General features: G+C 71.8%; 16 protein-coding genes. 11 read left to right on the forward strand and 5 right to left on the reverse strand.

Going from position 1 to position 22,226, the window contains the following annotated elements; translation table 11 throughout:
• The first annotated feature begins 144 nt into the window (after nt 1-144).
• The 4 genes from tkt (at nt 145) to K5L01_RS00450 (ending at nt 4,391) form a co-directional block, all read left to right on the forward strand.
• Complete coding sequence (gene tkt, locus K5L01_RS00435) at nt 145-2,151, forward strand: transketolase (protein ID WP_250060915.1); 2,007 nt, start codon at nt 145-147, stop codon at nt 2,149-2,151.
• 802 nt (nt 2,152-2,953) lie between these two features.
• Entirely contained in the window at nt 2,954-3,322 is a 369-nt protein-coding gene (locus K5L01_RS00440) for a VOC family protein (protein WP_250060916.1), read from the forward strand.
• A 99-nt stretch (nt 3,323-3,421) separates the two neighbouring features.
• A complete protein-coding gene (locus tag K5L01_RS00445; RefSeq protein ID WP_250060918.1) occupies nt 3,422-3,826 on the forward strand; it encodes a hypothetical protein in 405 nt (134 codons plus the stop codon).
• Between the two features lie 19 nt (nt 3,827-3,845).
• Nucleotides 3,846-4,391: an AAA family ATPase gene (locus K5L01_RS00450; RefSeq protein WP_250060920.1), complete on the forward strand. Its 546-nt coding sequence runs from the start codon at nt 3,846-3,848 to the stop codon at nt 4,389-4,391.
• Here K5L01_RS00450 and K5L01_RS00455 read toward each other — a convergent pair.
• From K5L01_RS00455 to K5L01_RS00465, 3 genes are all read right to left on the reverse strand, one after another.
• The gene (locus K5L01_RS00455) at nt 4,388-6,358 is read right to left on the reverse strand and encodes an acetyl-CoA hydrolase/transferase C-terminal domain-containing protein (RefSeq protein WP_250060923.1); all 1,971 of its coding nucleotides are present in this window, start codon (nt 6,356-6,358) and stop codon (nt 4,388-4,390) included. The genes K5L01_RS00450 and K5L01_RS00455 overlap by 4 nt on opposite strands.
• Nucleotides 6,359-6,939: 581 nt before the next feature.
• Nucleotides 6,940-7,764 carry a S1/P1 nuclease gene (locus K5L01_RS00460; RefSeq protein WP_250060924.1) on the reverse strand — a complete coding sequence of 275 codons (825 nt, stop codon included), beginning with the start codon at nt 7,762-7,764 and terminating at the stop codon, nt 6,940-6,942.
• Nucleotides 7,765-7,909: 145 nt separating this feature from the next.
• A complete protein-coding gene (locus K5L01_RS00465) occupies nt 7,910-8,554 on the reverse strand; it encodes an OmpW/AlkL family protein (RefSeq protein WP_250060926.1) in 645 nt (214 codons plus the stop codon).
• Between the two features lie 209 nt (nt 8,555-8,763).
• Between K5L01_RS00465 and gap the strand changes: the two genes are divergently transcribed.
• The 3 genes from gap (at nt 8,764) to K5L01_RS00480 (ending at nt 14,269) form a co-directional block, all read left to right on the forward strand.
• Nucleotides 8,764-9,765 (forward strand): type I glyceraldehyde-3-phosphate dehydrogenase, encoded by a 1,002-nt coding sequence (gene gap / locus K5L01_RS00470; RefSeq protein ID WP_250060928.1) that lies wholly within the window; start codon nt 8,764-8,766, stop codon nt 9,763-9,765.
• Between the two features lie 443 nt (nt 9,766-10,208).
• The gene (locus tag K5L01_RS00475) at nt 10,209-12,893 is read left to right on the forward strand and encodes a DUF2339 domain-containing protein (RefSeq protein WP_250060930.1); all 2,685 of its coding nucleotides are present in this window, start codon (nt 10,209-10,211) and stop codon (nt 12,891-12,893) included.
• Nucleotides 12,890-14,269: a DUF3999 domain-containing protein gene (locus tag K5L01_RS00480; RefSeq protein WP_250060932.1), complete on the forward strand. Its 1,380-nt coding sequence runs from the start codon at nt 12,890-12,892 to the stop codon at nt 14,267-14,269. Before K5L01_RS00475 ends, K5L01_RS00480 begins: the two co-directional genes overlap by 4 nt.
• A 129-nt stretch (nt 14,270-14,398) precedes the next feature.
• Here K5L01_RS00480 and K5L01_RS00485 read toward each other — a convergent pair whose 3' ends face one another.
• Nucleotides 14,399-14,968, reverse strand: a complete 570-nt coding sequence (locus tag K5L01_RS00485) for a GNAT family N-acetyltransferase (protein WP_250060934.1) — start codon at nt 14,966-14,968, stop codon at nt 14,399-14,401.
• Between the two features lie 54 nt (nt 14,969-15,022).
• Here K5L01_RS00485 and K5L01_RS00490 point away from each other — a divergent pair, with 54 nt between their 5' ends.
• From K5L01_RS00490 to K5L01_RS00505, 4 genes are all read left to right on the forward strand, one after another.
• Nucleotides 15,023-16,201: a phosphoglycerate kinase gene (locus K5L01_RS00490; RefSeq protein ID WP_250060936.1), complete on the forward strand. Its 1,179-nt coding sequence runs from the start codon at nt 15,023-15,025 to the stop codon at nt 16,199-16,201.
• A 142-nt stretch (nt 16,202-16,343) separates the two neighbouring features.
• On the forward strand, nt 16,344-16,988 hold the full coding sequence (locus tag K5L01_RS00495) for an HAD hydrolase-like protein (RefSeq protein WP_250060938.1): 645 nt from the start codon (nt 16,344-16,346) through the stop codon (nt 16,986-16,988).
• A gap of 616 nt (nt 16,989-17,604) precedes the next feature.
• A complete protein-coding gene (gene pyk / locus K5L01_RS00500) occupies nt 17,605-19,071 on the forward strand; it encodes a pyruvate kinase (RefSeq protein ID WP_250060940.1) in 1,467 nt (488 codons plus the stop codon).
• Nucleotides 19,072-19,335: 264 nt separating this feature from the next.
• The gene (locus tag K5L01_RS00505) at nt 19,336-20,340 is read left to right on the forward strand and encodes a class I fructose-bisphosphate aldolase (protein ID WP_250060942.1); all 1,005 of its coding nucleotides are present in this window, start codon (nt 19,336-19,338) and stop codon (nt 20,338-20,340) included.
• Between the two features lie 853 nt (nt 20,341-21,193).
• Here the strand turns inward: K5L01_RS00505 and K5L01_RS00510 are convergent.
• On the reverse strand, nt 21,194-21,766 hold the full coding sequence (locus K5L01_RS00510) for an O-acetyl-ADP-ribose deacetylase (RefSeq protein WP_250060944.1): 573 nt from the start codon (nt 21,764-21,766) through the stop codon (nt 21,194-21,196).
• Nucleotides 21,767-22,226 lie beyond the last annotated feature (460 nt).

Consider the following 22,226-nt stretch of genomic DNA (forward strand, 5'->3'; position numbering starts at 1 on the left):
ACGGCGGCCGCCCCAAGGGCGGCCGCCCCGTTCCTGGGGGCATGCGGGCGCGGGCGGCGCCGGCCATGGCCTGACCTGCCGCGCCCTCTGTGGGACAATGGGCCGCCCGCATTTCCGCGGGAGCCTCCCGAATTCCGACGAACCATGACGCAGCCCTCCCGCCGCCAGTTGGCGAACGCCATCCGTTTCCTCGCCGCCGATGCGGTGCAAGCCGCCAACTCCGGCCACCCCGGCATGCCGATGGGCATGGCCGATATCGCCGAAGTGCTCTGGAACGATTACCTCCGGCACAACCCGAACAACCCGGGTTGGTTCAACCGCGACCGCTTCGTGCTCTCCAACGGCCATGGCTCGATGCTGCAGTACGCGCTGCTGCACCTGAGCGGCTACGACCTGCCGATCGCGCAGCTCAAGGCGTTCCGCCAGCTGGGCAGCAAGACCGCCGGCCATCCCGAGCGCCATGAGACCCCGGGCGTGGAGACCACCACCGGCCCGCTCGGCCAGGGGCTGGCGAACGCGGTGGGCTTCGCGCTGGCCGAGAAGCTGCTGGCGCAGCGCTACAACCGTCCGGAATTCGAGGTTGTCGACCACCGCACCTGGGTGTTCCTCGGCGACGGCTGCCTGATGGAAGGCGTCTCGCACGAAGCCGCCTCGCTGGCCGGCACCTGGGGCCTGGGCAAGCTGGTGTGCTTCTGGGACGACAACAACATCTCCATCGACGGCGAAGTGGACGGCTGGTTCACCGACGACACCCCGGCGCGCTTCGAAGCCTACGGCTGGAACGTGGTGCGCGGCGTCGACGGCCATGACCCGGAGAGCATCAAGGCCGGCATCGACGCGGCGCTGTCGCAGTCCGACAGGCCGACCCTGATCTGCTGCAGGACCACCATCGGGTTCGGCTCGCCGAACAAGGCCGGCCAGGAATCCAGCCACGGCGCGCCGCTGGGCAAGGACGAGCTGGAGGCCACCCGCAAGGCGCTGGACTGGCCGTATGGCCCGTTCGAGATCCCGGAGGACATCTACGCGGGTTGGCGTGCCGGCGGCACCGGCACCCTGCGCCAGGCCGAGTGGGAGCAGCTGTTCGACAAGTACGCCGCGCAGTTCCCGGCCGAGGCCGAAGAGCTGACCCGGCGTTCGCACGGCGAACTGCCGGACGACTTCCTGGCCAAGGCCGACGCCTACATCGCGCAGGTGCAGGCCGAGGCGCCGAACATCGCCTCGCGCAAGGCCTCGCAGAACGCGATCCAGGCCTTCGCGCCGCTGCTGCCGGAGATCATCGGCGGCTCGGCCGACCTGGCCGGTTCCAACCTGACCCTGTGGAAGGGCGCGCAGACCGTGGTCGGCGAAGACCCCCAGGCCAACTACGTGCACTACGGCGTGCGCGAGTTCGGCATGAGCGCGATCGCCAACGGCCTGGCCCTGCATGGCGGCTTCCTGCCGTTCGACGCCACCTTCCTGGTGTTCAGCGACTACGCCCGCAATGCGCTGCGCATGAGCGCGCTGATCCCGGCGCAGGTGATCCACGTCTACACCCACGACTCCATCGGCCTGGGCGAGGACGGCCCGACCCACCAGCCGGTCGAGCACCTGTCCTCGCTGCGCTACATCCCCAACAACGATGTCTGGCGTCCGTGCGACGCGGCCGAGTCCGCGGCCAGCTGGAAGGCGGCCATCGTCCGCAGGGAAGGCCCGAGCTGCCTGGTCTTCAGCCGCCAGAACCTGGCCCCGCAGGCGCGTACTGCCGAGCAGGTCGCGCAGATCGAGCGTGGCGGCTACGTGCTGGCCGACGCCGCCGGCACCCCGGACGTGATCCTGATCGGCACCGGTTCGGAAGTCGGCCTGGCCATGGCCGCCAAGGCCGAGCTGGAAACAGCGGGCATCAAGGTGCGCGTGGTGTCGATGCCGTCCACCAACGTGTTCGACCGCCAGGACGCGGCCTACCGTGAATCGGTGCTGCCCAACGCGGTGCGCGCCCGCGTGGCGGTGGAGGCCGGCGTGACCGGCTTCTGGCGCCAGTACGTGGGCCTGGACGGCGCGATGGTCGGCCTGGACAGCTTCGGCGCCTCGGCCCCGGCCGACAAGCTGTACGCGCACTTCGGCATCACCACCGACGCCGTGGTCGCCGCGGCCAGGGCGCAGTTGGCCAAGTGATGCGGCGCACCGCGTCGTGATCGGAGAAGGCCGGGGATTTCCCGGCCTTTTCTTTGCCGGCAACCGCCTGCCAGCCCGTAGAGCGGGGCCACGCCCCGCTGGGGCATTACCGGGCAAGCCTCGCCGGGCATGGCCCGGCGCTACGGATGTGTCGGTCCCGCCATGCCGGTAGAGCGGGGCCACGCCCCGCTGGGGCATTCCCGGGTAAGCCCCGCCGGGCGGGGCCCGGCGCTACGGATTTACCGGCTCCGCCATGCCGGTAGAGCGGGGCCGCGCCCCGCTGGGGCATTCCCGGTCGAGCCCCGCCGGGCGGGGCCCGGCGCTACGGATTTACCGGCTCCGCCATGCCGGTAGAGCGGGGCCGCGCCCCGCTGGTGCATTCCCGGGCGGGGCCCGCCGGGCGGGGCCCGGCGCTACGGATTTACCGGCCCCGCCATGCCGGTAGAGCGGGGCCGTGCCCCGCTGGGGCATTCCCGGTCGAGCCCCGCCGGGCCCGGCCCGGCGCTACGGATGCATCGGCCCCACCATGCCGGTAGAGCGGGGCCGTGCCCCGCTGGGGCATTCCCGGACAAGCCCCGCCGGGCCCGGCCCGGCGCTACGGATGCATCGGCCCCACCATGCCGGTAGAGCGGGGCCATGCCCCGCTGGGGCATTCCCGGGCAAGCGCTGTTCCACACCCTGGTGCGATGACGCTGGCAGGAGCGGGCCGGGCGGGCGCCATCGCGCCGCAAGGCGGCCGGGGCTTCGGCAGCCCGCGGTGGACCCGCTAGCATGGCGGCATGTGGCCGGAGAGGAGAACACGATGAAAGTGAACCGTATCGTCGCCAACATCCGCACGGACGACCTGGAGGCCGCGGATGCGTTCTACCACGGGATCCTCGGCCTGGAACGGGCCATGGACCATGGCTGGTTCCGTACCTACGCCGCGGATGCGCGCATGCGCGTGCAGCTCGGCGTCGCTCTTGAAGGGGAGACGGGCCCCCCGCAGCCGGACCTTTCGGTGGAGGTCGACGACCTGGACGAGGCGCTCGAACGCGTCCGTCGGGCCGGTGTCGTCATCACGTACGGGCCGGTCCACGAGCCCTGGGGCGTGCGCAGGTTCTTCGTGCGCGATCCGTTCGGGACGTTGTTGAACATCCTGCAGCACGACGCGGCGGACACGGCCGGTTGAGCGCGGGACCAGGGCCGCTCCGCCACGGGGGCGGGAGGCCCTTGATCGGCGCGGACGTCCGCTTACAGTGGCGGGCCAGTGTCGTCGGAGGGAAGGGACATGGACTCGAAGCTCAAGGATCTGGTGGCGCGTACCAACATCGACGAACTGGTCCAGCCGCCGCCGGCCGGGATCGATCTCAACCAGCCGGTGCAGAGCACGGTGGCGACGGTGATCGAGCCCGCGCGCTCCACGACCGACCCGCTGCAGATCCACTTCGCGACGGCCGACATCGTCGGCAAGCTGCAGGAGCCGCATGCGGGCGGTGGGCTGCGGAGCTTCGCGCTGGTGTTCCTCGGTGGGCCGGCGCTGCTGTTCGGCGCGTTGTCGATCGCGACGGCATGGAGCAATCCGGCCGTCGGCGTGGTCCGTGCCGTTGCGGTGACCCTGTTCGGGCTTGCGATGATCGGTTTCTGGCCCTGGCTGCTGCTGCGCGGGCGCCGCAGGGCCCGGCGCGGCGATTGAACGTACGGGCTGCAGGGCGATGGACGAGACGGAAGGGCGCAGGGCGGTGGTGGTGATCGCGGGCGCGCCGGCCTCGGGCAAGACGTCGCTCGCGCATGCGCTTGCCGGCGAGGACCCGCGCGGCGTGCACGTCCAGGCCGATGTGTTTTTCCGCTTCCCGGCCCACCGCATCGACCCTTCCCTGCCGCAGTCGCGGCGGCAAAACGAAGCGGCGCTGCGCGCCTGCGCGGCGGCCGCGCGGGAGTACGCCGCCGCCGGCTATGCGGTGTACCTGGACGGGGTGATCGGCCCATGGTCGCTGCCGCTGATCGGGCCGTGGCTGGGCGGGTTCGACTACGTGTTGCTGCAGGCGCCGCTGGACACGCTGCTGGCGCGTGCCGCAGCGCGTACCTCGCAGCCCTCGGCCGATGTCCATCTGGTGCGGCGCATGCAGGCGCGGTTCGCCGCGTTGCCGGCGTCCCTGGCCGGCCACACGATCGACACGGGCGACCGGTGCCTGGACGAGGTGGCCGGCGAATACCGGGTGCGGGCGGCAAAGGGCGGGTTTTCCTGGCCCGCGTCCTAGGGCGGGTCGGCTGGGGGGCATGCGGTTTTCGCCAGCGCCAGGCGCAGCAGCCTGGCGTCGAGCCGTTCGCCGAGGGTCGTGGGGTGGCCCAGTCCCATGCGTTGCAGGTACAGGGCATCGTTGTCGCCCGCCGGTTGCACCAGTGCGGCCAGCACGGTGCGCAGCGTGCCAACGCGGCCGCGGGCATGGACCTTCAGCCAGGACAGGGCCCGCAGCAGGTCCTGCTCGACCGGGGTGAAGTCGCTGCCCAGCGGATAGTCGGGCAGGGTGCCGTCGCGGCGGAACGGCGCCAGCGCCGTGGCCAGGACATCGGCGCGGTTGCGCTGCCAGTGCTCCGGCGCGGTGAAGCCGTGGGCCAGCTTCTTCGCGGCCTGCGCCTGCTCCAGCAGCGCCGGCCGGAAGGCGGCGTCGGTGATGCCGGCCATGGCGATCACGCAGTCTTCGTCGGTCAGGCCGCGCAGGTCGGCGATGCCGTACTCGTCGATGAAGACGTCGCGCAGGTGGCGCGGAATGGTCGTGTGGCCATAGCTCCAGTGGATGTTGGAGCGCGGGCCGGCATCGGTGTCGCGCACCGCGCGGAACATCAGCATGCTGCGCGCGTCGGGCAACGCATGCGCCATCGCCACGAAGTTGTACTGGCCGCCGACGCCGGAGACCACGCGGCCGTCGTCCAGGGCGTCGGACACGGCCGCGCCGAGCGCGGTGGCCATCATGCAGGAATTGAAGAAGCGCGCCTCGCGCCGCTGCAGCCGCTGCAGGGCGTGGTGGTCGCCATGGAGCTGGTTGATCTCGCTGATGCGGCGCATGCCGATGGCGCGGCATTCGTCCTCGGGCAGGTGCCGCAGCCAGTCGTAGAACGCCGGCGAGCCGAGATAGAACGCGCCATGCAGGTATTCGCCCTCCTCGGCGAGCCGGGCGTGGTCGGCGGTATAGGCGCTGCCGTTGGCCAGGCGCTGCATCAGCGCCAGGTCGTCGTGCACCTTGCGGCGGATCACACCGTGCTGCACCAGCGTGCGGAAGCCTTCGTTGAGCATCTCGCTGCAGCCGTACAGCCCGGTCCCGAACGGTGCCAGCCCACCGCTCTCGCGCACCAGCGGGTGGTCCTCCAGGGTCGGGTCGAGCGCGCGCAGCACCTGGCGGTAGCGGGCGTTGTCGGTGTGGCGCAGCACCAGCGCGTGGCTGAGCGCATCGGCCAGCGTGCCGATGCCGATCTGCAGGGTGCCGCCATCGCGCACCAGGACGCTGGCATACAGGCCGATGGCGTAGTCGGCATCGCTCACCGGCTGCCGCGGCAGGCCGAACAGCTTCGGATGCGGGCCGGGCGGGTCGACCACCACGTCGAAGACGTCCTCGGCCACCGTCGCGGTGCCGCCCAGCCACGGCAGCTCCGGATCGACCTCGGCGATCAGCCGCGGGCGCGGCAGCCCGCGCGCGGCGATGGCATCGAGCGTGTCCTGGGTGAGGTCGTTGTTGCACGACAGCGACAGCCGGCGGCTGCCCTCGCGGCGGGCCACCTTCTGCACGATGACGTTGGGCGCACGCTGCGCCACCGCGTCGGCGGCATGGGTGTAGTTGAGGCTGGTATAGGCGCGCTGCGCCTGCGCCGAGCCCAGCAGCGCGCCGGACTGCATGTAGAACTCTTCCACCTGCACGTGCGCCGGCAGGGCATCGCGCGCGATGGCCCGCGCATAGGCCAGGCGCGGGAAGTCCGCGCCGAAATGGCGCTCGACGAACGGCCGCAGGAAGCGCGCTTCCAGGCTGCCGCCGCGGGCCTGCGGCGGATCGAGCGAAAGCGCGGTGTACAGCTGCAGCGGGCGCGAGGGATCGCCCTCGATACGGGCATACAGGGCATTGAGCAGGCGGTGGGGCTTGCCCAGCGCCAGCGGCGCGGCGATGCGCAGCGGCCCTTCGACCTGGGCGAGCAGCCAGTCCACCGCGGCATCGGGATCGGTCAGGTGGTGGGGCATGGCGGATACGTTGTTGCGGGAATGCGGCATTACAGCACCGATGCGGTGAATTCCGGGGGCAGGGGCTTGTCGAGGGCCGTTTGCAGCTGCGGCCAATGGCGTGCCTGGACGTGAGCCCTGCTCCAGAACGAGGGCCGGGACGATGCTGCCGGCCCTCGCTGGCATGTGGCGTCGGCCTGGTGCCGGGGACGTGAGGATGCGCCTGGCTGAGTGCAGCGGTGCTGCCAGGGACCTCCGCGCTCCTGTGCCATCGCTTGTTCGACCTGGGCGCCCTCGGCGGGTCCGGGCACCGGCCACGCGTCATGCATCCGGCCGCCCTCGAGGACAGGGCGCAGGCGCACAGCGTCGGGACGTGCTGGCACGGGCCGGGGCCGTGCGCGCCACGTCGACGTGATGGCGGCGACGTGGCCGTCTGCGTTCGCCCTCGCGACCGCGCAGGGCCAGGCAGGCGGACAGGCAGGCCGTCCATCGCCTTGCGCCCGCGTGGGGGGCCGTGCCAGTGCGGAGCCGGGGCATCGTCCGCCGGGGTCGGGTCGGCTCCCTCGCCGGGCGATGCCGGTGGCACTGGGGCAGCGCTGGTCCTACGGGGTAGCCAGCAATTCGTTCAACAGTGCCGCGAGCCGTTCGCCGGCCAGCCGCAGCTGCGCTTCGGCGACCGGACGCCAGGTGGCGGCATAGGCGTCGCCGACGGTGCGGCGGGCAGGGTAGAGGCCGTCGCCGATGGCGATGCGGCAACTCTGCTCGGTCCAGCGTGCGGCGTCGCGCTGCAGCTGCGGGGGCGCGATGCCACCGGGAGCGGGCAGGGCCAGCAGGCGCTGCAGGTAGCGCTCGTCGTCCAGCCGCAGGGCGTAGAACATGCCGCTGTCCCACAGCGAGTGCAGGTTGGTGCCGCGATCCTCGAACTGCAGCTGGAAGGTGTTGCCGCCCTTGTCGTGCGCGTAGCCGGCGTGCATCGGCTGGTGCATGTCGCCGACCAGGTGCACGACGAACTTGAGCGCCTGCAGGCGCTCGGCATCGGGAAGGCCGCGGTCGGCCAGGCGCGCGCTCTGGGCCTTCAGGGCCTCGACCACGCAGTTGCCGTTGCGGCAGTGCCTGGAGGCGTCGTAGGCGCAGCCGTCCTCGCCGATGTTGACGTAATGCCAGCCGGCCGAGCGCTTGCCCAGGTCCGGGTCCTCGGCGCGCAGCTGGTCGGCCCACGGCGCGATGCCGGCCAGGGTGGCGCCGGGCTCCAGCGCGAGCAGGCGCCCGGTCTCGGCCCTGGCGGCCGGGTCCAGGCGGGTCTCGGCGATGCGGGCGACCAGACGGTGGCCCTGGGCGCCCCAGGCGAAGACGGGCGCGGGAAGCAGGAGCAGGGCGGCGAGGGCGACGCCGGAGAGGCGTGCGGCAAGACGGGGAACGGTAGTCATCGCCGGCATTCTAGCGGCGGCGAGGTGGCATCCGTGTGCCGACGCTGGCGGGCCCGCCCGTGGCCCTGCCGCGCTTGGCTCGCGGCGGGACCGGGGCAGGCCCGGGAAACGGGGGCTCCCCGCAGGGCGGGAAGCCCGGGCTGGATCAGAACGTGCGGACGTAGGCCACGCCGTACACCAGCGGGTCGATGCTGGCGGTACCCAGGCGGTTGCCGTTGACCTTGACCTTGGTGTCGATGTCGGCCCAGCGCAGGTCCACGCGCAGGGCGTCCTTCTCGGTCAGTGCGAAGTCCAGGCCCGCGTGCGCGGCCAGGCCCCACGAGTCGCTCAGCCGCAGCTTGGTGCCTTCCAGCGCGCCCTTGCTGTCGGTGCTGAAGAACTTGGTGTAGTTCACGCCGAGGCCGACGAACGGGGTGACGATGCTGCGGTTGGCGAAGTGGTACTGCAGCGAGACCACCGGCGGCAGCTGCTTGGTGCGGCCGACCTTGCCCACGCCGTCGATGCTGATGTCGTGCTGGAACGGCAGTGCGGCCAGCACTTCCACGCCCACGTTGTCGGCGACGAAGTATTCGAACGTCACGGTCGGGCGCACGCTGCTGTCCACCTTGGTCGGCAGCGCGCCCAGGCCCAGGGCCGAGCCGTCGAGGTCGCCGGCCTTGGACTTCGGATCGACGTTGTGCACGCCGACGCCCAGCGTCCAGTCGCCCTTGGACTGGGCCATGGCGGGGGAGGCGGCCAGCACCAGGGCGGCGGCGAGGCCGGACAGCAGCAGGGTGGGAGTCTTGCGCATGGGAATGTTCCATTGCTTGGTGAGGTTGTGGCCAGTTTCCGCAGCCGGCGGTGGCGGCGCCTTGATCCGGATCAAACGCTTGTTTGCGCTCATGTGGCGTTCACCGGGCCGCGGGCGGCGCGGGGGCCAGCCGCGGGGGCGCGGCTGCTACAATGCCCGCCCCTTTCCACCCCCGCCGCAAGGCTCTGCGGCCGCAGGAGTTCGTGAACATGGCAATCAAGGTCGGCATCAACGGTTTCGGTCGCATCGGGCGCAACGTGTTGCGTTCGGCAGTGTTGAACTTCGGCAACGACATCGAGGTCGTGGCCATCAACGACCTGCTGGAACCGGACTACCTGGCCTACATGCTCAAGTACGACTCCGTGCACGGCCGCTTCAAGGCCGATGTCGCCGTCGAGGACGGGCACCTGCGGGTCAACGGCAAGAAGGTGCGCCTGACCCAGGAGCGCGACCCGGCCAACCTGAAGTGGGACGAGGCGGGCGTGGACGTGGTGATCGAGGCCACCGGCCTGTTCCTCACCAAGGAGGCCGCGCAGAAGCACATCGACGCCGGTGCCAAGAAGGTGATCATGTCGGCGCCGTCCAAGGACGACACGCCGATGTTCGTGTTCGGCGTCAACGACACGACCTATGCCGGCCAGGCGATCATCTCCAACGCCTCGTGCACCACCAACTGCCTGGCGCCGCTGGCCAAGGTCATCAACGACAAGTGGGGCATCAAGCGCGGCCTGATGACCACCGTGCACGCCGCCACCGCCACCCAGAAGACCGTCGACGGCCCGTCCAACAAGGACTGGCGCGGCGGCCGCGGCATCCTGGAGAACATCATCCCGTCCTCCACCGGCGCGGCCAAGGCGGTGGGCGTGGTGATCCCGGAGCTCAACAAGAAGCTCACCGGCATGAGCTTCCGCGTGCCGACCTCGGACGTGTCGGTGGTCGACCTGACCGTCGAACTGGACAAGCCGGCGACCTACGCCGAGATCTGCGCCGAAGTGAAGGCCCAGAGCGAAGGCCCGCTGAAGGGCGTGCTGGGCTACACCGAGGACAAGGTGGTCGCCACCGACTTCCGCGGCGAGACCCACACCTCGGTGTTCGACGCCGAAGCCGGCATCGCGCTGGACTCCACCTTCGTCAAGCTGGTCAGCTGGTACGACAACGAGTGGGGCTACTCCAACAAGTGCCTGGAAATGGTCCGCGTGGTCGCGGCCTGACCCGCACCCCACCGGATCCAGGGAAGGGCGCCAACGGCGCCCTTCTTTTTTGTCCGCGCCCCGCTGCGGCCCTCCCGGGCCAGCCCGCCGGGCGCTGCCCGGCGCTACCGACGGCAGCTCCCTGTAGAGCGGGGCCCTGCCCCGCTGCTGCCCTCCCGGGCCAGCCCGCCGGGCGCTGCCCGGCGCTACCGACGGCAGCCCCTGTAGAGCGGGGCCCTGCCCCGCTGCGGCCTTCCCGGGACAAGCCCGCCGGACGCTGCCCGGCGCTACCGACGGCAGCCTCCCCCTGTAGAGCGGGGCCATGCCCCGCTGTGGCCCCTCCCGGGCCAGCCCGCCGGGCGCCTGCCGCGGCAGGCGCCTGTGGTCGGCATGGTGTGTTTCCGCGAAGCGCGGATAATGGGGACCGCACCTGCCGGTGCCAGGGATAAGGAAGGACAGCGCGTATGGTCTTTGGGTGGCTGGTGGCGATGGGGGTGGTGCTGGCGATACCGGTGCTGTTGATCCTGGCGCTGGTGTCGGTGTCCTCGCTGAAGCGGCGCGTGGCGGCGCTGGAGGCCGCGCTGGCGATGCATGCCGGGACGGCCACGGTGGTGCCGGCGGTGGATCCGCAAGCGCACGGTGCGTGGGAGGACGGTCCACCGGAGGAAGAGGACGTCCCCGTCCCGGTGCCGCCCCGGGAACCGGACGTGGAGGGGCAGAGGGCGCCGCTCGAGGTCCCGCCGTTGCCGGAACCGGCCCTTGTGTCCGCGCCTGCGTCCGTGGCTGCGCCGGAGGAGGCTGGGACGCCGGCAGCGGAAGCGCCGGGCCTGGTCGAGCGCGGCCTGGAGCGCATCAAGCAGTGGTTCACCCGCGGCAATGTGCCGGTCAAGGTGGGCATGCTGGTGCTGCTGGCCGGCGTCGCCGCGCTGCTCAAGTACGTCAGCGACCAGGGCTGGCTGCGCCTGCCGATCGAGCTGCGCCTGGCCGGCATCAGTGCCGCGGCGCTGGCCGGGCTGGTGTTCGCCTGGCGCCAGCGCGACAGCCACCGGGCATTCGCGCTGGCGCTGCAGGGCGGTGCCATCGGGGTACTGTTGCTGACCGTGTTCGCGGCGGCCAAGAACTACGGTCTGCTGGGCATCGCGCCGGCCTTCGTGGTCAGCGTGGTGTTGATCGCCGGGTTGTGCGTGATGGCGGTGCTGCAGGAGTCGCGCACACTGGCCATCCTCGGCGTGCTGGCCGGGTTCATGGCGCCGATCTGGCTGTCCGATGGCGGCGGCAACCATGTCGGCCTGTTCTCCTACTACGCGCTGCTCAACACCGGGCTGTTCGCCATTGCCTGGGTGCGCCCCTGGCGCATCCTCAACCTGCTGGGCTTCGCCTTCACCTGGGGCATCGGCACGCTCTGGGGCGTGCTGGACTACACGCCGGCCAAGTTCGCCAGCACCGAGCCGTTCCTGGTGCTGTTCTTCGCCTTCTACCTGTTGCTGCCGCTGCTGTACGCGCGTCGGGCGGCGACGCCGGGCGGCGCGCGCATCGACGGTTGCCTGTTGTTCGGCACGCCGCTGGTGGCGTTCTCGCTGCAGGCCGGCCTGCTGCAGGGCGAGCGCATGGCGCTGGCGCTGTGCGCGCTCGGCGTGGCCGTGCTCTATGCGGGGCTGGCATACGCGCTGCGCGGCCGCGCGCGCCTGCAGCTGCTGGCCCAGGGCTACGCCATCCTGGCTGTCGGCTTCGCCACGCTGGCGGTGCCGTTGGCGCTGTCGGCCAAGGCCACCGCGTCGGTGTTCGCGCTGGAAGGCGCCGGCCTGGTCTGGCTGGGCCTGATGCAGCAGCGCCGGCTTGCCCGCTGGACCGGCATCGGCCTGCAACTGGCGGCCGCGTTCGCGCTGGCGGTGGGCATCGACGGTGCCCACGCCAGCGGCGGCGTGGAGCTCGCTGTCGCCAATGCGGCCTTCATGGGGGCGCTGCTGATCGCGCTGGCGGCCTTCGCCACCGCGTGGCTGTACCGCGGCGCCGGCCGCCGGGCGGTGGCGGCGATCGCCTATGCCTGGGGCCTGCTCTGGTGGTTGGGCAATGGCGGTACCGAGATCGCGCGCTTCGTGGAGCCGCGCAGCGTCCTGCACGGCATGCTGCTGCTGCTGGGTGTCACCGGCTGGCTGGCGGCCGAGGTGCACCGCCGCCGGCCGTCAGCGGGACTCTCGCTGACCACGCTGGGCTGCTTCGTGCTGGCGTTCCCGCTGGCCTTCCTGCAGGTGGCCGAATACGGCCAGCCGTTTGCCGGCCACGGTGCCTGGGCGTGGCCACTGTTCGCCGCGCTGGGCGTGCGCAGCCTGCTGTGCCTGCGCTCGGCGGGCGATGCGGTCGCCGGCCCGGCACAGTTGGCCTGGTGGCTGCTGTGGCCGACGGTGCTGTCGCTGCTGTCCTGGCATCTGGGCAGGCGCTTCGCGCTGGCCGACGGCTGGGTCGGCATGCTGCTGGCGCTGCCCTGGCTGCTGCTGGCGCTGCTGTCGATGCGGCGCTGGCACTGGCTGGCGCAGCCGCTGGGGCCGGCCTTCGACCGTTACCGCGCGGCCCTGCAGGCGGCGGTGTTCGCGCTCCTGGGCCTGTGGTGGCTGGTCTGGCTGGGCAACGCCGGCGATTCGTCGCCGCTGCCGTGGGTGGTGCTGCTCAATCCGCTGGACCTGGCACAGCTGGCGGTACTGGCGCTGGCGGCCGCGCAGCTGTGGTCGCTGGCCGACCGCTCGCGCCTGGCCGGGCTACGCCTGGGACTGCTGCCGCTGGCCGCGCTGGTGCTGGTCAGTACGGTCACCCTGCGCGCCGTGCACCAGTGGGGCGGCGTGGACTGGAACGGCCGCCTGATCGACACCAGCCTGGCGCAGACCAGCCTGACCGTGGTCTGGAGCCTGCTCGGAGTGGTCGGCTGGGTATCCGGCTCGCGGCGCGGGCAATGGGGGCTGTGGCTGGCCGGCGCCATCCTGATGGCGGTGGTGCTGGCCAAGCTGCTGCTGATCGACCGCGAGAATCTGGGCGACCTGCTGGGCATCGGCGCCTTCATCGCCTATGGCCTGCTGTGCACGCTGGTCGGCTGGCTGGCGCCGGCGCCGCCGCGCACCGCCGGCCAGGGCACACGACACGAGGACCCCTCCGCATGATCAAACGTCTTGGATGGCTGGCGCTGCTGCCGCTGACGGCGCCCGCGGCCGATGAATTCGCCACGCAATGGCCGCTGCAGCTGGCCCAGGACGATGCCGGCGCCTACCGCGTGGTGCTGGAGGACGGCGTCTACCGCGCCGCGTACTGGCGCGACCTGCGCGATGTGCAGGTGCTCGATGCCGACGGCAGGCCGATGGCCAGCGCGGTGCAGGGAGCGGCCGTGCCGACCGCCGGGCCGGCACGGCAGGTGACGCTGGACTGGTTCGCCTTGCCGGCCAGCGCCGCCGCGACGGCGGGCGAAGACCTGAGCGTGGTGGTGCAGCGCGATGCCGGCGGCAACGTGGTGTCGGTGCGCAATACGCTGGGCGCCGCGGGCGCGGCCAAGGGCGATCCCTCGTGGCTGGTGGACCTGGGCCGGCAGGCCGGCCAGGTGCAGGCACTGAAGGTCGAGTGGGAGGGCGAGCCGACGGCGGTGGACCTGGGCTATCGCTTGGAAGGCAGCGACGACCTGCGCCGCTGGCAGGTGCTCGACCCGGAAGTGCGGCTGGTGCGCCTGCGCAACCAGGGGCGGCAGTTGAACAGCGACCGCATCGCACTGTCCACGCCGCAGCGGTACCTGCGGCTGGTGCCGCTGCAGCGCGATGGCGCGCCGCCGCTGCGCGCGCTGCACGGCGAACTGGCCGGCGACACGGCCGCCGGCGACTGGCGATGGGTCGAACTGGCGGCGCCGGCAGCGGACGCCGGCGCGCCGGGCCGTTTCCGGTACCGGGTGCAGGGACGTTTCCCGGTGCAGCGGCTGGACGTGGCGCTGCCCGCCAACAGCACCGTGTCGTGGACCGTGTCCAGCGCCGACGACGACCGCAAGGTGGCCGATGCCGCACAGGCCTGGCACGTGCGCGCCAGCGGTTGGAACACCTGGACACTGCAGGACGGCGACCGCCGCCAGGCCTCGGCGCCGCTGGAGCTGGGGCGGGAAACCGGCGACCGCGACTGGCAGCTGCAGGCCGAGCCGGCGGTGGCGGGAACCCCCGCACCGGCCTTGAGGCTGGGCTACCGGCCGGGCAGCGTGGTGTTCCTCGCCCAGGGCCGCGCACCCTACCTGCTGGTGGCCGGCAGCGCACGGGCCGACGTGCGCGAGACGAATCTGGAGCCGATGCTGGCCGCGCTGCGCGCGGGCAATGGTGCGCAGTGGCAGCCGGCGGTCGCCAGCCTCGGCGAAGGCGCGGTACGCGCCGGCGACAAGGCCTATGCGCCGGCGGCGCCGGTGCGCGACTGGAAGAACCTGGTGCTGTGGGCGGTGCTGGTGGCCGGCGCGCTGGCGGTGGCCGGATTCGCGATGAGCCTGCTGCGCGGCAACCGCCCCGCGAACGATTGAAGCCGTTCCTGTCCGGCCGGAACGACTCCGGTCGCGGGCGGCCCGCCCGCTGATCCGTCCGCACGCGGGGTCCGGGCGGGGAACGTCCCGTCGCGCACTGAAGTGCGCGTCTGCGCGCGGTCGATGAAGTCACCGCGCAGCAGGCCATACAGCCTGGTGTCGCCGGATTCGCCATTGACGTGCCAGCGTTCGCGCAGCACGCCCTCGCGGACGAAGCCCGGCTTTTCGACCCGGCGGCACGAGGCCGGGTGGCGCGGGCCGGTGTCGGCTTCGATCCGGTGCAGTCCCCATGTCCTCGAACAGGGCGTGCGGGATCCTGAGCAACACCTCGCTGGCCAGTCCGTGGCCCGGCCAGTGCGGATGCAGGCTGTAGCCGATCCCGGCGCGGCCCTGCTCCAGGTGCGTCGCGACCGCCGCGCTGGTGCCGACCAGCCGGTCGCTGTGCGCATCGGCGATGGCCCGGACGAGCCTGTCCAGCCCGCGGCGCTGGCGCTGGATGTCGGCCACCGTGCGTTCGGCCTGCGCCGGCTCGGTCCAGGCCGGGCAGCTCCCGTAGCGCATCCCCCGCGGATCGCTGTGGATGGCGAACAGGGCCGGCGCGGCGGCCCCGCGTACTTCGCGCAGGCGCAGCCGGGGGCTGGACAGCTCGGGATAGGGCAGGCGCGGTGGCAGGCGCCGCACCTCGGGTTTGCCCCTCATGCGGGGGCGGGCGAGAATCGCGGTTTCCCATCACGTTCGCGGAGCCGCGCTGCCATGTCCATCGTTCGCATGACCGACCTTGATCTTTCCGGCAAGCGGGTCCTGATCCGGCAAGACCTCAACGTGCCGATCGACGACAACGGCAGGATCACCTCCGAACAGCGCATCACCGCCTCGCTGCCGACGCTGAAGCTGGCGCTGGAGAAGGGCGCAGCGGTGCTGGTCACCTCGCACCTGGGCCGCCCCAGGGAAGGCGTGTGGAGCGAGGCCGATTCGCTGGCGCCGGTGGCCGCACGGCTGTCCGAGCTGCTGGGCGTGGACGTGCCGCTGGTCAAGGACTGGGTGGAAGGCGTGGACGTGGCGCCGGGCAGCATCGTGCTGCTGGAGAACTGCCGCATGAACGTCGGCGAGAAGGCCGACGACGAAGCCCTGTCCAGGAAGTACGCGGCCCTGTGCGACGTGTTCGTGATGGACGCCTTCGGCACCGCGCACCGCGCGCAGGCTTCGACCCACGGGGTGATCCGGTTCGCGCCGGTCGCCGCCGGCGGCCCGCTGCTGATGGCCGAGCTGGACGCGCTGGACAAGGCGCTGGCCAATCCCGCGCGGCCGCTGCTGGCCATCGTCGCCGGCTCCAAGGTCTCGACCAAGCTGGAACTGCTCTCCAGCCTGGTCGGCAAGGTGGACCAGCTGATCGTCGGCGGCGGCATCGCCAACACCTTCATCGCCGCCGAGGGGCACGGCGTGGGCACGTCGCTGGTCGAGAACGACCTGCTCGACACCGCACGCAAGATCGACGCCGATGCCAAGGCGCGCGGTGCCGAGATCCCGCTGCCGGTCGATGTGGTGGTGGCGCCTGCCTTTGCTGCTGACGCCCCGGCCACGGTCAAGGCGGTCGATGCTGTGGGCGCCGGCGACATGATCCTGGACATCGGCCCGGAGACCGCCGTGCAGTATGCCGAACTGATCGCCAAGGCCGGCACCGTGGTGTGGAACGGCCCGGTCGGCGTGTTCGAGTTCGACGCCTTCGGCAAGGGCACCGAGGCGCTGGCGCGCGCCATCGCCGCGTCCAGCGCGTTCTCCATCGCCGGCGGCGGCGACACCCTGGCGGCGGTGGACAAGTATGGCGTCGCCGACCAGGTCAGCTACATCTCCACCGGTGGCGGCGCGTTCCTGGAATTCCTGGAAGGCAAGACCCTGCCGGCGGTGGCGGCACTGGACGCCCGCGGCGCGTGAGGGCGCGCGCACGGACCTGGTGCGCCTGTCCGGCAGGCCGTGGGCGGTGCCGGTAGTGCCCGCGTATTCCGCATGCGTTGCGCCTGCTGCGCACCGCCACGGTTCACGGGCCATCGCCCATGACGGATCGAGAGGACGCCGCATGAGCCGCGATGTGCTGTTCTTCGACCTCGACGGCACGCTGATCGATTCGGCCGCGGGGATCACCCGCTGCGTGGCGTATGCGCTGGAGCGGATGCAGCAGCCGCTGCCGCCAGCGGACGAGCTGCGCCGCTGGATCGGGCCGTCGCTGCGCTCCAGCTTCGCACCGCTGCTGGGTGATGCGCGGCGGGTGGAGCAGGCGGTGGCGCTGTACCGCGAACGCTTCGAGGCCGTCGGCTGGCGGGAACACGCGGTCTATCCCGGGATCGGCGACCAGGTGCGTGCCCTGCATGCCGCCGGCCACCGGCTGGCGGTGGTCACCGCCAAGAACGAACCGCATGCGCGGCGCATCGTCGAACACCTGCCGTTCGGAACGTGTTTCGACGACGTGATCGGCGCCACCCCCGACGGTACGCGCAGCGACAAACCGCAGCTGGTTGCCGAAGCCCTGCGGCGCCTGGCGCTGCAGCCCGCACAGTGCTGGATGATCGGCGACCGCCGCATGGACATCGAGGGCGCGCGCCACCATGGCCTGCGCAACATCGGCGTGCTGTGGGGGTTCGGCAGCCGCGAGGAGCTGGCCGCGGCCGGCGCAGCCCACCTTGCCGACACGCCCGCGGAGCTGGGACGGCTGCTGTCGCGATAGAGCGGCCCTGCCCGGCACGGCGCCACTGCCGCGGCCGCAAGCCCTGTAGAGCGGGGCCATGCCCCGCTGGAGCTTTACCGGGCCGTCCCCCGCCGGGCATGGCCCGGCGCTACGGTATTGCCACCGCCGCAAGCCCTGTAGAGCGGGGCCACGCCCCGCTGGGGCTTTACCGGGCCGTCCCCCGCCGGGCATGGCCCGGCGCTACGTCATTGCCGCGGCCGCAGGCCCTGTAGAGCGGGGCCGCGCCCCGCTGGAGCTTTACCGGGCAGTCCCCCGCCTGCAGGTGCATGCCCTCACCGGAATCTTCGCCGGCGGCCGTGCCTGGCGTCCGGTTGTCGTCGCGGGAAATGCCAGACCGCATATCGCCCCGGTACGGGTGTCGGTGGACTGTCCCGGCTGGCTCGGGCACGGTCCCGGGAAGGCTGTCCGGTGCCGGCGCCTGTCCTTGTGCGGTGTTGCCGCGGGACAGTGCCGTGCCTCGTCGCGCCGAGGTCCGGACAGCCTGTCCGCCATCTGCGCGGGACAGTGCGGACAGTGGCGTCTGAAAGTGCGCCGGACATCGTTGTCATGCGTTGATTGTGCTAATTTCGACGGACTTTAACGGAGTTTTCGCACCATGATCGAACGCCAGCGCCGTACCAAGATCCTCGCCACTCTCGGACCGGCGACCGATGCGCCGGGCGTGCTCGATGATCTGTTCCGTGCCGGCGTCAACGTGGTCCGGCTGAACTTCTCGCATGGCGATCCGGCGGGGCAGGCCAAGCGTGCCGCCGAGGTGCGGGCCGCCGCGCAGCGGGTCGGTGTGGAGGTCGGCATCCTCGCCGACCTGCCCGGGCCCAAGATCCGCATCGAGCGCTTCGCCGAGGGCAGGGTGCAGCTCAAGGCCGGCGACCGCTTCGACCTGATCGCGCGTGGCGATGTCGGCCCGGGCGACGCCGGACAGGTCGGCGTGAGCTACCTCGGCCTGCCGCAGGACGTCGGCGCCGGCGATGTGCTGCTGCTGGACGATGGCCTGATGCAGCTGCAGGTGACCGAGGTGCAGGGCGAGCGGATCATCACCAGCGTGCTCAACGACGGGGTGCTGTCCGACCGCAAGGGGCTGAACAAGCAGGGCGGCGGGCTCTCGCTGGGCGCCCTGACCGAACGCGACAAGGAGCTGATCGGCATCGTCGCCAAGATCGGCGTGGACTTCATCGCGGTTTCGTTCTGCCGCAATGCGCAGGACATGAACGATGCCCGCGCCATCGCCCAGCAGCACGGCAGCGATGCGGCGCTGGTGTCGAAGATCGAGCGCACCGAGGCGATCACCAACCTGGAGGAGATCGTCGAGGCCAGCGACGTGGTGATGGTCGCGCGCGGCGACCTGGGCGTGGAGATCGGCGACGCCGAGCTGCCGGGCCTGCAGAAGAAGATCATCAAGGCCGCGCTGGCCCAGAACAAGGTGGTGATCACCGCCACCCAGATGCTGCAGTCCATGGTCGAAAGCCCGATCCCGACCCGCGCCGAAGTGCTGGACGTGGCCAACTCGGTCATCGACGGCACCGACGCGGTGATGCTGTCGGCGGAAACCGCGGCCGGGGCCTGGCCGGTGAAGGCGGTGGAAGCGATGGCGCGCATCTGCCTGGGCGCCGAACGCCAGTTCCAGACCGAGACCGATTTCAACGCCTCGCCGCGCAACCTCCAGCGCGCCGACCAGGCCATCGCCATGGCGACCATGTTCCTGTCCCAGCACGTGGGCGTGCGCGCCATCGTGGCGATGACCGAATCCGGCGGCACCGCGCGCTACCTGTCGCGCTTCCGCGCCAAGTCGCCGATCTATGCGGTCACCCGCCACGACGGTGCGCGCCGGCAGATGGCACTGATGCGCGATGTGTTCCCGATCAACTTCGACAGTCGCGGCTTCACCCCGCGCGAGGCCGCGCGGGGCAGCATCGGCCTGCTGGTGGCGGCCGGCCTGCTGCAGAGCGGCGACCGCGTGGTGTTCACCAGCGGCGAGCACATGGAGACCCACGGCGCCACCAATACGCTACGGCTGCTGCAGGTCGGCAGCGACGGCCGCGCCGGCGGCCTGGGCGAGCTGTAGGCGCCGCGCCGACGCAACCGCTCACCGCCCCGGCGCCGCCGGGGGCGGGGTGCGCGGAGGCAGGAGGGGCGTGGCGGCCGGCGGGGACCGGGGGACGGGCACTGCCGGCAGGCGGCCGGCACGGCAGGGGCACCGCGGGGCGGGCGGGACAGGCTTTGTCCTGCCGGGACCGGTGGAAACCGCGGGTGGGTCATCGCCGGGGCCGGTTGATGCGGGCCACGGGCTATAATGCGGCTTTTCCCGCCATCCCGTCACAGGAACTTCATGAGCATCGAACTGCTGGCTGAAACCGCCCAGGCCATGGTCGCCCCGGGCAAGGGCATCATCGCCATCGACGAATCCACCGGCACGATCGCCAAGCGCTTCGCCGGCGTCGGCATCGAGAACACCGAGGCCAACCGCCGTGCCTACCGCGAGCTGCTGCTGACCACGCCCAAGCTCAACGAGCACATCTCCGGCGCCATCCTGTTCGACGAAACCATCCGCCAGTCGACCAAGGACGGCGTGCCGTTCGCCAAGTTCATGGCCGACAACGGCATGATCCCGGGGATCAAGGTCGACAAGGGTACCCACCCGCTGGCCGGCTGCCCGGGCGAGCTGGTCACCGAAGGCCTGGACGGCCTGCGCGCGCGCCTGCAGGAGTACTACACGCTGGGTGCCCGCTTCGCCAAGTGGCGCGCGGTGATCAACATCGGCGAGAGCATCCCGTCGGGCACCTGCATCGAGGCCAACGCGCACGCGCTGGCGCGCTACGCCGCGCTGTGCCAGGAATGCGGCCTGGTGCCGATGGTCGAGCCGGAAGTGATCATGGACGGCGACCACGACATCGAGACCTGCTACGAAGTCACCGAAGCCACCCTGCGCTCGCTGTTCGATGCGCTGTACCAGCAGAACGTGCTGCTGGAAGGCACGATCCTGAAGGCCTCGATGGTCATCGCCGGCAAGGACTGCGATGAGCAGGCCGACGTCGAGGAAGTGGCCGAAGCCACCGTGATGTGCCTGAAGAGCACCGTGCCGGCGATCCTGCCGGGCGTGGTGTTCCTGTCCGGCGGGCAGAGCGACGAGCAGTCCACCGCGCACCTGAACGCGATGAACCAGCTCGACAGGCTGCCGTGGCCGCTGAGCTTCTCCTACGGCCGCGCGATGCAGCAGGCCGCGCTGAAGCTGTGGGCGAAGGACATGCAGGGCAACTATGAAGCCGCGCAGCAGACCGTCTACGCCCGTGCCAGGGAAAACGGCCTGGCCGCGCTGGGCAAGTGGGAAGGCTGATCGCCGCCTGCCCATGATGGATGTGGAAACGCCGGCCTTGTGCCGGCGTTTCTGTTTTCGCGGGGTCCCCGTTCTACACCGGGAAGCGCGGGGGGCTGTGGGGGTGGGCCCTGCGCGGTAATGCCCCAGCGGGGCAGGGCCCCGCTCTACGGGGGGAACGTGAGGCTCTGTAGCGCCGGGCCCTGCCCGGCGGGGTGCTCGCGGTGATGCCCCAGCGGGGCACGGCCCCGCTCTACAGGGGAACGCGAGGCTCTGTAGCGCCGGGCCCTGCCCGGCGGGTGTTCGCGGTAATGCCCCGGCGGGGCACGGCCCCGCTCTACAGGGGAACACGAGGCTCTGTAGCGCCGGGCCCTGCCCGGCGGGGTGCTCGCGGTGATGCCCCGGCGGGGCATGGCCCCGCTCTACAGGGGAACACGAGTCTCTGTAGCGCCGGGCCCTGCCCGGCGGGTGCTCGCGGTGATGCCCCGGCGGGGCGCGGCCCCGCTCTACAGGGGGAACGTGAGGTGCTGTAGCGCCGGGCCCTGCCCGGCGGGTGTTCGCGGTGATGCCCCGGCGGGGCACGGCCCCGCTCTACAGGGGAACGCGAGGCTCTGTAGCGCCGGGCCCTGCCCGGCGGGGTGCTCGCGGTGATGCCCCGGCGGGGCACGGCCCCGCTCTACAGGGGAACACGAGTCTCTGTAGCGCCGGGCCCTGCCCGGCGGGGTGCTCGTGGTGATGCCCCGGCGGGGCATGGCCCCGCTCTACAGGGGGAGCGCGAGGCTCTGTAGCGCCGGGCCCTGCCCGGCGGCAGGGCGCGGCCCCGCTCTGCAGGAAAGTCGCTGTTGTGCGGCGTCGGGAAGGCACCGGCGCCGGGTCAGCGGGCGAAGGTGGGCTGTGGATCGTCGATGCCGGCGCCGGTCTGCGTGGCCGTGGCCAGTGCCTGCCGGTAGGCCTTGAAGGTGGCGGTGTTGTAGGCGACCAGGAGGATGCGCAGCGGCCGGCTGTGGGACTTCTGCCAGGTGACGGTCTCGGTGACCGCGATGGTGGCGGCCTGGTGCAGCGAGTAGCCGTACACCCCGCAGCTGATGGCGGGGAAGGCGATCGAATCCAGCTGCATCTGTTCGGCCAGCCGCAGCGATTGCCAGTAGCAGTTGGCCAGCAGCGCGGCCTCGTTGTGCTGCCCGCCCTGCCAGACCGGGCCGACGGTGTGGAAGACATGGCGCGCGGGCAGGGCATGGCCGCCGGTGGCGCGCACTTCCCCGGTGGGGCAGCGCACGCCGGGACGGAGCTCCGGCAGCGCTGCGCATTCGGCGCGCAGGCCGGGGCCTGCGGCGTGGTGGATCGCGCCATCGACCCCGCCACCGCCGAGCAGGCCCTCATTGGCCGCATTGACGATGGCGTCCACCGTCAACGTGGTGATGTCGCCCTGCCAGATGTCGATGTTCATGTCGCTGATCCTCCCTTGGCCTGCAGGAACGGAATGTGACGGATGCACGGATTGCAGGCGGTCGCGGAGAAGTCTGAGCAGGGGCGGTCTCGGCGGCTGCGACGGGCCGGTGCCGGGGCGCGATGCCGGTGCCGTGGGACCCGCATCCGGGCGCCACGGCGGCGTGCCGGGATGCGGCCAGCCGCCGGCGGGTGCAGGAGCGGGATGGGGCAGCAGGAACCCGCCGCCGCGCGGGGTCGCGTCGTGAGGGCCGCTGGTGCAGGGGAAGGAGGGCAGGGCCGCGGCCGTTGTGGTCCGTGGCGGTGGGCGCATGTGCCGCGGTTGCCGGGCCGTCCGGGCCGGTGCCGGGCGACGCCCGTCCCGAGTGCCGCGGGACGCGACCGGTGCGATGCGGCATTGCCGGGGCGGGATTCCGGAATGTTCCGGAAGCGCCTCGGCAGCGTCAGCGGGCTTTCCGGGC

Source organism: Stenotrophomonas mori, assembly GCF_023556335.1.
Classification (GTDB): Bacteria; Pseudomonadota; Gammaproteobacteria; order Xanthomonadales; family Xanthomonadaceae; genus Stenotrophomonas; species Stenotrophomonas mori.